The 11,829-nt window shown below is 41.2% G+C and carries 11 protein-coding genes and 3 tRNA genes; 13 read left to right on the forward strand and 1 reads right to left on the reverse strand.

The genetic code is table 11. The features are described 5' to 3' along the window. Nucleotides 1-38: 38 nt before the first annotated feature. Complete coding sequence (locus tag AC3LHT_RS01615) at nt 39-2,057, forward strand: peptidylprolyl isomerase (RefSeq protein ID WP_488661765.1); 2,019 nt, start codon at nt 39-41, stop codon at nt 2,055-2,057. Between the two features lie 35 nt (nt 2,058-2,092). Here AC3LHT_RS01615 and AC3LHT_RS01620 read toward each other — a convergent pair. Further along, nucleotides 2,093-2,168 (reverse strand) — tRNA-Gln (locus AC3LHT_RS01620). 65 nt (nt 2,169-2,233) lie between these two features. Here AC3LHT_RS01620 and AC3LHT_RS01625 point away from each other — a divergent pair. The 12 genes from AC3LHT_RS01625 to AC3LHT_RS01680 all read left to right on the forward strand — a co-directional run bounded on the left by AC3LHT_RS01625 (nt 2,234) and on the right by AC3LHT_RS01680 (nt 11,533). Then, entirely contained in the window at nt 2,234-3,901 is a 1,668-nt protein-coding gene (locus AC3LHT_RS01625) for a nucleoside kinase (protein ID WP_290646978.1), read from the forward strand. 20 nt (nt 3,902-3,921) lie between these two features. Beyond that, on the forward strand, nt 3,922-4,188 hold the full coding sequence (locus AC3LHT_RS01630; RefSeq protein WP_290646977.1) for a metal-sensitive transcriptional regulator: 267 nt from the start codon (nt 3,922-3,924) through the stop codon (nt 4,186-4,188). Between the two features lie 2 nt (nt 4,189-4,190). Beyond that, nucleotides 4,191-4,967, forward strand: coding sequence for a tRNA (adenine-N1)-methyltransferase (locus AC3LHT_RS01635; RefSeq protein WP_290646976.1), 777 nt, complete (start codon nt 4,191-4,193; stop codon nt 4,965-4,967). Beyond that, nucleotides 4,964-6,181: a S41 family peptidase gene (locus AC3LHT_RS01640; protein ID WP_488661766.1), complete on the forward strand. Its 1,218-nt coding sequence runs from the start codon at nt 4,964-4,966 to the stop codon at nt 6,179-6,181. Before AC3LHT_RS01635 ends, AC3LHT_RS01640 begins: the two co-directional genes overlap by 4 nt. A gap of 79 nt (nt 6,182-6,260) precedes the next feature. Beyond that, a complete protein-coding gene (locus AC3LHT_RS01645; protein ID WP_488661767.1) occupies nt 6,261-6,866 on the forward strand; it encodes a hypothetical protein in 606 nt (201 codons plus the stop codon). 156 nt (nt 6,867-7,022) lie between these two features. Beyond that, nucleotides 7,023-9,431, forward strand: coding sequence for an efflux RND transporter permease subunit (locus tag AC3LHT_RS01650; protein ID WP_488661768.1), 2,409 nt, complete (start codon nt 7,023-7,025; stop codon nt 9,429-9,431). Then, nucleotides 9,432-10,046, forward strand: coding sequence for a hypothetical protein (locus AC3LHT_RS01655; RefSeq protein ID WP_290646972.1), 615 nt, complete (start codon nt 9,432-9,434; stop codon nt 10,044-10,046). After that, nucleotides 10,016-10,690 (forward strand): metallophosphoesterase family protein, encoded by a 675-nt coding sequence (locus tag AC3LHT_RS01660; protein WP_290646971.1) that lies wholly within the window; start codon nt 10,016-10,018, stop codon nt 10,688-10,690. The genes AC3LHT_RS01655 and AC3LHT_RS01660 overlap by 31 nt, the downstream gene beginning before the upstream one ends. Nucleotides 10,691-10,727: 37 nt before the next feature. Beyond that, nucleotides 10,728-10,818 (forward strand) — tRNA-Ser (locus tag AC3LHT_RS01665). 7 nt (nt 10,819-10,825) lie between these two features. Further along, nucleotides 10,826-10,902: transfer RNA gene (locus tag AC3LHT_RS01670), tRNA-Arg, on the forward strand. 110 nt (nt 10,903-11,012) lie between these two features. Further along, complete coding sequence (locus tag AC3LHT_RS01675; RefSeq protein WP_488661769.1) at nt 11,013-11,279, forward strand: helix-turn-helix transcriptional regulator; 267 nt, start codon at nt 11,013-11,015, stop codon at nt 11,277-11,279. Then, on the forward strand, nt 11,252-11,533 hold the full coding sequence (locus AC3LHT_RS01680) for a helix-turn-helix domain-containing protein (protein ID WP_488661770.1): 282 nt from the start codon (nt 11,252-11,254) through the stop codon (nt 11,531-11,533). The genes AC3LHT_RS01675 and AC3LHT_RS01680 overlap by 28 nt, the downstream gene beginning before the upstream one ends. Nucleotides 11,534-11,829: the final 296 nt, after the last annotated feature.

Genomic DNA, 11,829 nt, shown 5'->3' on the forward strand with positions numbered 1-11,829 from the left:
TGATATAGTAGATATCACGGTGAGTGGAGGGAGAATTGATGCACAGAAGACATTGGCTCAGAAAAATCCAAGTCCCAGTTATCTGGGCAATCGCTGTACTTTTCGCGGCGGGTGTTATATGGTGGTCAGTAGCCACTTTCATGTCATCAGGTGGAAAGGCTAGGCCAAACTCTACAAATGCAAACATCAAGATCGAGGATACAGTGGCTTACCTGACAAAAGCTGGATCACCTCTTGATGATGAAAGATATTGGATCACTTACACAGAGTTTTCAGGCGATGTTCAGGACTCTCTAAACAGCCTGAAAAAGCAGGGTATTGTACTTGACCCATATTTTGGCGATTCACAGCGCCCAAGCGAGATAGATTACAGGTATAGTATCCTCATGAACCTCGTGGATCAGAAGATACTAAGTTACTATGCTCTGAATAAGGGAATATATCCCACGAATGAAGAGTTAAATGCCAAAGTAGACGAAATTGTAAACCAATACGCTTCCGATGAGCAATACAAACTTCAAATAGAGCAACTTTATGGTTCCATAGATGCCTTCAGGAAGCTGGTTGAAAAATACGTTGTAAATGATTTGTTAAGGGCAAAAATCATACAAGATGTTTTCCCAAACATTGATAACGATGTGAAGCAGTATTTCGACGAAAACAAAGATGAAATAAAAGACAAATATGAAAAAGTTGATGCGAGCCATATACTCGTTGACTCTGAAGCCAGCGCAACGGAAATAAAAAATATGATCGAAAGCGGTAAAATTTCCTTCTCTGAAGCGGCCAGTGAGTTCTCCATAGATACACAATCGGCGGCCCTTGGAGGAAGTCTTGGAAGTTTTGGGCACGGGCAAATGGTTCCTGAATTTGAACAAGCTGCTTTCAGTGCAACGCCAGGAGTTATCGTGGGTCCGGTGAAATCGGAATACGGATATCACCTCATAGAAGTGGCCACCAAAACGACTTTCGATACCTACGATGAGCTAGTGAAGAGTTCTGTTTATGATCAGGTAAAAAGCGATTACCAGAACCAGGAGTTCACCAACTGGCTAAAAGAGTACAAGACCAGGGAAGCCTTAGGCTATGTTATCAACGAGCCAGACCTCAAGCTTTACGAAGAATACAAAAAAGCTGATAGCGAAGAAGCAAAAACAGCTTTCTTTGAAAAGCTTGAAAGCACCCTTTTTGATTCTGAAGGAAATATAATAATCTCGAGTAGCTTCCTTTCTCCAGCTCTCTATACGCAACTCGCAGACGAAAAATTGGACAATCTTGATTCTGAGATTTTCAAACTGAAGGATATGGAGAAATTATATGAAAGCCTACCAGCAACTGTAATCTCCCTCTCTGCCGAGGATATACAGAGCAAAATAGATGAGTTGAATGACAGTACAGATACCGAGGCGAAAAACCTGTATTCAGATGCAAAAAAGCTAAAAGATTATGAAACAGAACTGGGTTTAACAGAAAAGTCCGCTGTTGAAGAAATGCTCTCTAAACTCGAAGCAGAGAAAGATAATTTGAATACTAAATTCACACGCGTTGTCAAGTTCCTCTATGAAAGCATTCCATATTCAAGCAAAGTAGTCGAATACGCATATAAAGTTGATAACGCAAATCCTGAGATTATTTATAGATACAACGAACTTAAATACAATCAAAATTTAAAACCACTGCTTAGCGACTCCTCAACACTGGAAAGTTATGTCAATTATTACAAACAGTATTTTGGAGATAACGCCAGAAGCTTCCTTATTGATTACCCGCTTCAGAGTATTGAGCAGGAGCTTAACCAGAAAATCATAAGTCCCACAGACGTAGCCACAGATTTGAAAGTTAATGCACTCTTTTTGCTTGTAGATGCCTACGAAAGACTAGCGAATATCTCAACGGATTCACCTGTATATCAGATTTACCTTATGAGTGAAAAACACTATCTTGAAGAGTTGGATAAATTGATGCCAGGCGATGAAAATATCGTCTCAAGGATTTCAGCTATTGAAGGGTTGTTAAAAACACCGCCGGCATCGCCTACTCCTGAAGCCACTGAATAAGCAAACGGGGTGGCTTGGCCACCCCGTTTTAGTTCTGGCTGGGGCGGGAGGACTCGAACCTCCGAATCTCAGAGCCAAAATCTGATGCCTTACCAGCTTGGCTACGCCCCAACGTAGTACATAAAGATTCTAACACCACCCTTTTTAGGTGTCAAGAATGCAGGGGGTATGAAACCATGAAGCAAATCAAGGTTAAGGTAAAAAAACTCAATGAGGAAGAGTTTTTCCCTGAAGGAATTACACTAGCTGAAATTGCGAAATTCTATCGGGATAGATTCGTATCACCGATTATGGCAGCAAGGTTAAACAATTCTGTTGCCGAATTGATCAAAAAAATATATCAAGATGTCGAAATAGAATTCGTTGATTTGAGAGACAGAGATGGCTTGCGAATATATACAAGAGGAATTCTCTTTGTTCTTTTTATGGCAGTAAGACAGTTATATGGAAAAGTAAAGCTCTATGTTCACCATTCACTTGGATCGGGTCTTGTATGCGAAGTTCCAGATCTAAAAAAAGGAAATCTGGATTTGGGGGCAATTGAATCCGAAATGCAAAAAATCATTGAATTGAATCTTCCCTTTATCAAAGAAACCATAAACAAGTTCGATGCAATAAAACTCTTTTTGGAAGATAACCAGCGCGAAAAAGCCATTCTTTTTAAATACAGAAAGAAAAGCACTGTTAATATCTATCGCTGCGGGGAATATTTCAACTACTACTATGGTTACATGCCAACTTCAACAGGTGACCTCAGATGGTTCAAATTGCTGCCCTACAAAAACAGGTATTTCATTCTCAATCTTCCAACCAACAGCTCACCAACGGAAGTCCCGGATTTTTTAGACCGTCCAAAGCTCGCTAATGTGTTTATGGAACACGAAAATTGGGGAAGAATACTTGGAGTAAAAACCGTGGGTGAGTTGAATAGCATTATCGCTTCCGGAGACAGTGAAACAGCCGAATTGATAAGAATTGCCGAGGCCCTTCACGAAAAGAAGATTGCCAATATTGCCGATGAAATCGCAAAAAGGGAAGGGACAAGATTGATTCTCATTGCTGGACCTTCAAGCTCTGGAAAGACCACTTTTTCTAAAAGGCTGATGCTCCATTTGAAGGTTCTCGGATTTCGCCCTATACAAATCTCCCTTGATGACTATTTTGTAGATAGGGAAAAAACACCAAAGGATGAAAACGGAAATTATGATTTCGAATCCATAGAGGCGTTGAATCTCGAGTTATTCAACGAGCAGATGAACCAGCTTATGGAAGGAAAAGAGGTTCATCTGGCAAGTTTTAATTTTAAAACGGGCAAAGGCGGATTCAGGAGCACACCCACAAAAATAAACGAAGATCAGCCTATAATTGTAGAGGGAATACACGGTCTTAATGAACAGCTCAGTAGAGGAGTGCCTTCTCAGAAAAAATTCAAGATATATGTGAGTGCACTGACGCAAATGAACCTCGATGATATGAACAGAATACCCACTACGGATGTCAGATTACTGAGAAGAATCGTCAGAGATTATCGATACCGCGGACACAGTGCTCTTGATACAATAAAAATGTGGGGGAATGTCAGAAACGGCGAAGAAAAATACATCTTTCCATTTCAGGAGCAGGCTGATGTGATGTTTAACTCAGCTCTTGTATATGAATTGGCAGTATTAAAAATGTTTGCAGAACCTCTACTCTTGCAAATAGACAACTCAGAACCGGAATTTGCAGAGGCCAAGCGGTTGCTAAGATTTATTGATTATTTCTTACCAATTACCGCCATGGAAGAAATTCCTAGAACATCGTTATTGAGGGAATTCATCGGCGGTAGCACTTTTAGATATTAGTGAGAAAGGAGAATGCTCAAATGGAGGAAATTTCTAAAGAAGACCTGGTAAAACGCCTGAAGAGAATAGAGGGGCAAGTTCGTGGCCTTCAACGTATGATCGAAGAAGAACGGGATTGTGGCGATATATTGATACAGGTTTCCGCAGTTGTTTCGGCTTTATCAAAAGTCTCCGAGCTCACAGCAAAAAGCTATGCCCATAAGTGCATTGTTGAGATGAATGAAAAAGGGGATACGTCTGAGCTTGACGCTCTCATAGAAAGCATAATAAAACTCAGGAGGTTTTGACTTTGATCCAAGCTGGTGATAGAGTTCTCGTGCTTACCGATGATAATTCACGCTACCTTATAACGCTAAAAGAAGGTAGTATATTTGGCACTCACCTTGGAAATATATTGCACGAGGAAATTATTGGAAAAGAATATGGGGATCTCATTAAAATTGGCAGGAATACCGCTTATCTTTTAAAGCCAGGTATTGTGGATCATATCTTTAACCTGAACAGGCGAACGCAAATCGTGTACCCAAAGGATATGGGCTTTATTATTCTGATGCTGGATATCAAAGAAGGAGATCTGGTAGTGGAATGCGGTTCCGGTAGCGGCTCAATGACCAGCGCTTTTGCGAGATATGTCGGCTCCAATGGCAAAGTGGTATCCTATGAGCGCAGGGAAAAATTCATGGAACGAGCAAGAGACAATGTCAACCAGCTTGGAGTAGGGGACCGCGTAGAATTCAAATTGAAAGACATTGAGGAAGGCATCGATGAAAAAGAAGCAGATGCTTTTTTTCTCGACGTTCCGGATCCGGTGCCCCATTTGAAAGAAGTTCTTCGTTCGCTCAAGGGCGGAGGAAGATTTTGCGTTCTTTGCCCCACAACCAACCAGGTGCAATCTGTACTCGAGACTCTGAGCGAAGAAGACGTTGTTGACATAGAAGTCTGGGAAACCTTTGTTAGAAAGATGAAAATAAATCCAAAAAGATTCAGGCCAGAAGACAGAATGGTTGGCCATACGGCCTATTTAATCTTTGGTGTGAAAGTCTCACGAGGAGGCGAAAAGGTATGAAGAGTAGAAAATTCCTTAAAATTCTTGCCACAACGGCAATAATCATCAGTATTTTTGTTTTTGGCGCGTTTAAAAGTCTAAAATACGAAGAGATGCTTTCTGAGTTCCAGCCTGTCTTTGAGATAATGAACTACGTTCAGAAGTCATATTACGACGTGGAGAAAGTCGATTATGACAATATTCACAATGAAACCCTTAAGGGAGTTATGAAAGGACTAAAGGATCCATTTGCTTGGTATTTCACCCCGATAGAAACCAATGAGAATACCATTGATACCAAATCTGAATACGGTGGAATTGGCGCAGTCGTCCAGTATAACACAGAATATGACTGCCTTGAGGTTGTCGCCCCCATGGTGGATAGCCCTGCAGAGAAGGCTGGATTGCTTACAGGTGACCTCATTGTTGAAATAGATGGACATCTTGTTTCAGAAACGGGTTATTACGAATCTGTCAATCTCCTTCGAGGAAAACCTGATACACAGGTAGAAATAAAGGTTCTCAGAAAAGGCGTTGAAGAACCCTTGATGATAACCATCACTAGAGCGGAGATCAAGATCAAAACGGTTAAATATTCGCATATCGATTACAACGGAAATACAATTGGCTATGTGCGGATTACACAATTCAGTGAACCAACTTACGAAGAGTTCCAGAAAGCGTTGAATAATGTGATCAATTCGGATGGTTTGATAATTGACCTGAGAAACAATCCCGGGGGACTTTTAAGCAGTGTGTTGAGGATCTCAAGTTTAATTCTTCCCGAAGGAAAAACTGTGATCACGATTAAAGATAGAGAGGGTTCTCAGGAAGTTTATAGATCCTGGGGTGGATATTTCAGCGAATTGCTAAAGACCAAACCAATGGTGATTCTCGTAAATGGTGGTAGTGCTTCGGCCTCTGAAATTCTCACCGGCGCTTTGAAAGACCATGGAGTTGCAACGGTTGTTGGTACCAAAACCTTTGGCAAAGCTGCGGTACAAACCGTTTACCATTTATCTAATGGTGGGGAAATCTGGCTACCGACAGCGCATTATCTCACACCCAATGGCTCTGATATTCATTTGAAGGGAATTGAACCAGATATAACTGTGGAAGCCACTGCCAGCGCTAATAACAACAGTGAGCTTACGGTTTCAAAGGTTGAGCTTGATCCTGAAAATGATATACAATTGAAAAAAGCCCTTGAGGTTATTGAAGAAAAGCTAAAATAAGATGCGTTTTGCCGGGTATGTGATTATCATCGCAATGGTTGCTTTACTTTTCGGCTCATTAACTCTTTTTCGAGCGGGTGTGAACCAGAAAGAGTATATTTTCAAAAGAGTCCCCGCCCCTTTTTTCCGTATCACATCCGCTTTTTATGAGCCGTTACTGGGTATAGCGAAAAAGCTTAAAGGCATTTCTCATGCAAGTGCCGTAATCGACCATTCAAAGGAACTCGGCTTTGGGCCCTGGAATTACGTTATCAAAGCAGGAAAATTTGGAATAGTTTCCACTGATTATTCCCGATACCAAAAACTTGTGTTATATGCGCGTATAGAAACCGGGATAGATGCAAAGGCCGAAAGCAAATACTCATGTATTTCCGGTATAAAAAGGTTGGTACGGGAAGTCAAAGATTATGGATCATTTTTCTTAGAATACCGGGCAGGGTATTGCATTATTACCAGCGGGGAATATCAAAATTTCTCAAAAGAGGAAGCTGGTTTGAATGATGTTTTTGCACTCACTGAGAAAACTCTTGGAGATTTCGTCTTGAGATCTGTTACGGGTAATGGGGCAGTAGCATTGTGTGATGATGTTGAGCTTTCACAGAATGCTGAGACTATCTTTAACAGCTACCACATCGAGAAACTGCCATTGCGCTTTTTTCTTACTGCGAAAAAGCCGGCAATGTGATCTGTTGGAATACCATACTAGTGTTTAAAAAGCGGATTAACGCACGCTCGTATAGGTCTAAAGATTTTCTACAAAACTATGGAAAGGTGATATTATCTGTTATATTCTAATAGAATAGGTAGAAGCTTTTTCCAGCTTATTTAGTGTGGTGGTGGAATGAGAAAACTGGCTTCCTTTGTCATAAATTACAAATTGCCTATTATCGCTGTCTTCCTTTTTCTAGCTATAGTGGGGGGATATTACGCCAGTAAACTGGTCGTGAATTCCGATTTGATGAAAATCCTTCCACCTGACGATCCCATAATTCAGCGGTATAAGGAATTTATGCAAAATTCCAGTACAGGCGATATCACTTATGTGGTGCTTCAAACCTACGAAAAAAACCAGGAAGGAATTGAAAAGCTCAAAGATGTCGCTAAAAAACTCTTCGATTCTTCAAAGGACTTTCCATACATTAAAGGCTTCGTGAAGTTTGACTATCTATCGGAATTGGGTGCCATGGGGTTGGTTCTTGTCGATCCCGGAAAGGTGCCTTCTTTTAACAGCAACTTCAGCTTAAGCGATGATTTTGAAAAACTCCTAAACTACGAGTTTACCGCTATACACAATGCTGGCATTTCCCTCTGGCAGTTGATGAATATATACCGGGAAATAAGCAACCCTGAAACGGACAATAACTATGAAAGTTATATAAGGATTCCAGATGAGTTTCCAAAAGACGATCCCATGATTCTTGTGATGGGTTTGAAGTTGAACGGCGCTTCAGCTGATATAGACTACGTGACAAAAGCCATACCCGAACTGAAGAAGTGGCTAAACGAAACCCTTAGACCTTTTGATATCGATTACAGTTTAACCGGTGATCATTTCGGAACATATGAATCCTATAGGCAAGCCAACAGGGACTTTGCGATAACCACCATCATTTCACTTCTTGGAATCGCTTTGCTTTTCTACGCGGCATATCCCAGCCTGAGAATTACAATGTATATTTTCCTTTCTCTGATCGTCGCAATGCTTATCACATTGGGAATAGCTTACCTTATTTTCGGCGAGCTGAACATCGTAACGACCTTTGTAAACGCAATTACTCTGGGACTGGGCATAGATTACGGCATTCATATGATTACAAGGCTATCTGATGAATCCAAAAGAAACAAAATTCAGCGTTCAATACTCGCAAACACTTATAATGCCATTACAAAGCCCCTTTTGGTCAGTATGGTTACAACTGCCCTTGTATTCACTATCCTTGCATTAATAAATGCCCCTGCGGTTAGAGAACTCGGGGTTCTCACCTCGATAGGTATCGCTGTTTTCTTTTTGGTGATGTACTTATTTTTGCCGGCAATTTCTTTGAACAGCATTAGCAAAGGCGGAGCTGCGGCAAATATTCATTCGCTGGACAAGGCTTTTTATTACATTTCTGGCACTGTGAAAAAATTTCATAGATTATCCCTAACTATTGTTATCCTCTTTCTCCTCATTATGAGTTATCTAGGAATCTCTAATCTCAACAATTTTTCCTATACCCCACCGGGACTGATGGCTGAAAAATCAGAGATGTTATCTACTCTCAGCCTTATTGAGAGGGTATTCAAAGCGAGCATTGCAAATACCGTGCCTTTCATAGTAAAACCGGATGAATTGAAGGATGTCTATGAAAAGCTGAAAGTAAACCCTTATATCGGAAACCTTTTCTCTCTCATGGACTTGGTTCATGGCGACGAAGAGCAATACCTCTCCCAATTCAAGTCCCTTGTCAAAAAAATAAATTCTTTTAGAGGATCACCAGTTTTAGAAAGCCTTATGAAAAAGGCAAAGTACTACGATTCCCTTATAGAACTCATCGACAAATCACAGAGTATTGACAATCCTGAAGAACTGATAAACTTTGTTGCCAACAACTTACCGACTTCCCTGCGAAAGCAGCTGATTTACGAAGCTCCAGATGGCGAACAATATTTTGTAATCAATGCAGAACCGAAGAGTCGAATATACCGGAACAACATGATAAAAGTTCTCTTTGACAGCCTTGGCAATCTGAAAAATTATGTCGGAGGGTACCCTCAGGTATTTTACTATTTAATGGACACAGTAAAGGGAGTTTCCTTCCCGATATCTTTAATAGCAATGGCACTGGTTTTTGTTGTTGTGTTAATTGATAGAAGGAACATCTCTGACAGCGTAAAAATACTCATTCTCATGTCCGGTATACTTATGGCAATGTTTGGGCTCATGGAAGTGCTTGGTGTTGATACTACATTTATAACCATCATCTCTGCGCCTCTTATAATAGGTATTGGAGTAGATAGCCTTGTACACATGATTCACAGCTCTTCCTCAAGAAATCTATATGAAATGGCAAGAACCCTAAAATCAGTGTCCATGTCATCGGCAACTACTATACTCGCATTTTCCAGTTTTGCCTTTGCACAGGGAAAGCTACTGAGAGATTTTGGGCTCAGCATGGCGGCAGGCGTTTTTGTTGCACTGGTTGTTGCTGCTATGGCGGTTCCTGTGTTACCATGGAAAGAAAAGACCAGGACAGGAGGTAGAAGATAAATGCCATTGCATCTTCTCGTTAGTTATCTGGTAGCAGATCACGCTTTTGTAAACAGCTACAAACTGAAAGACCTTGAAAAAGGAAATCTCTGGAAGCATTTCATCTGGGCAATTCTTGTCTTTTTGGCTTTTAGTTTTGATTCCCTTTTAATGGCTCCAACAGGTATTTTGGTATTTGGGCTTGCCATTGCCGGGGAATTTGGAACGCTTTATCTGAGAAAAGTCATTCCCGATGATTTTGCGGAAATCATCGCCCTGGGGTATTTTTTGCTGCTGTCTTTTTTGAGTAAAGACTTCTTCGAAAAATCGTATATCACACCCCAGTTTTGCTGGTACTTGCTGGGAATACTCATAGTCACTGTGGGAGTAACATACTTCTTCAGGAAGGGTATAATTTCCAGAGCGGAAAAAGATTCTGTGGGTATCTCAGAAAGATTGGCAATGTACATCTTCACTTTTGCCGGGCTTTTTGAATGGCTTGCAATAGTGACATTAGCGGGAATATTGTACCGGCTTTTCTTCGCAAAAACAGGAAAACTTGAATGGCTATTTAGTCCGATATTGGGAATAGGTCTCTCTCTAACATGGTTATTTATTATGAAGGGGGTTTTCTGACGCTTTACGCAATAGGAGATATTCACGGTTGTTTAATGCCTCTTAAATCACTCATTGGAAATTTAAAACTAAAGAAAAGAGACACTCTCGTTTTTTTGGGAGATTATATCGACAGAGGCCCGCAATCAAAAGAAGTTGTAGATTTCCTGTTGAAGCTCAGCGGAAAATATCACTGTGTTTTTCTGAGGGGTAATCATGAGGCAATGTTGCTGAACTACTTTTTTGGAGGCCCATGGGGTAAGTATTGGGAATTAAATGGTATGGAAGCTACATTGCGTAGCTATGGTGGTTTGAGAAATATCCCGGATAGCCACATGGATTTCTTCAAAAACACAGAACTCTATTACAAAGACTCCAATTACCTTTTCGTACATGCAGGCATAAGACCAGGTGTGGAAATGAATAAGCAAAGCGAAGTTGACCTTCTTTGGATTAGAGATGATTTCATATACGCAGACCATCCTCTAGAAAATACAACTGTTGTCTTTGGACATACTCCAAAGTTTGGGGGACCATTGATTTTGAAGGACAAGATAGGCCTGGATACAGGATGTGTGTACGGTGGCAGTCTTACTGCCCTCAGGGTGGATGACCTGAAATTTTTCTCGGTAAATTGCGGTACACTTGCCAAAAAGTATTATTGACACTCACTTTAAGCCATGATAGAATCTAAAGGTAGGTGGAGAGGTGGCCGAGCGGCCGAAGGCGCTTGCCTGCTAAGCAAGTGAGGGTTTTTTACCCTCCGAGGGTTCGAATCCCTCCCTCTCCGCCATTTTCGTGTGCCCGTAGCTCAGCTGGATAGAGCGCTAGACTGCGGATCTGGAGGCCGGGCGTTCAAATCGCCCCGGGCACGCCAAAAAACAGCCGAAAATCGGCTGTTTTTTTGTGCAATTTTTAATCAAGTCTTCAAAATCAAGTTGATTTTATGATAGTATACATATGAATACTTAATAACGGAGGAACCAAATGTTCATAAAGCAATTGAGAGTAAAAAGAGGAATTTCACAGGAAGAGCTGGCACAAAGATTGGGAATCAGCAGAAGCACTCTATCAAGAATCGAGACCGGGAAAGTGAAGTTAACAGACTTTTTCCTTGCCGATGCCATTGCAGCATTTTTTGAAATGCCTGTTGAAGAGCTATTTCCGGAGTTTCTTTTAGAGCGAAAATCTCCGCCCGCTGATTATCGCAAAAGGAGGGCATCTTTGTGGAGTTACTCGTTTACGCGCGAATGAAAAAAGGAATGACCCAAAAAGAACTATCCGAAAAGATAGGAAGAAATCCCGGTTATATATCAGCCGTAGAACGCGGGAAATTTCTTCCACCCTTTCAAATTGCGGACGAGCTTGCGTTGATCCTTGGCCTTCCGGTAGAAATAGCTTTTCCCAAATACACCAGGAAATCGTTGTTGCCAAAGTGGTCAGAATTAATGTATTTGAAATCTCTCGGTGTAGACGTGTCAGCGTATAATGTGCTTCTTGTATTGTGAAACGAGGTCCAGTTTTTTTAGAAACGTTGTGCGTTGTTGGTTGTGCCAAAACATATATAAGTGCCGAGTTACGCGATTCGAGTAGCGAGTCACGAGAATAAAAAGCTGAATAACGAGAGTCCGAGATCCGAGAGCCGAGATCAAGAGCCGAGTTGCGAGTTGCGAGTAGCGAGTTACGAGAGCTAAAAAGCCAAAGAACCGAGTTATGAATTATGAGTTATGAGTTAAAGAACCGAGTTACGAGTTGCGAGATCCGAGAGCCGAGAAACCGAGAGCCGAGCATATTAAAAACCGAG

It is taken from the genome of Kosmotoga sp., from assembly GCF_982836095.1.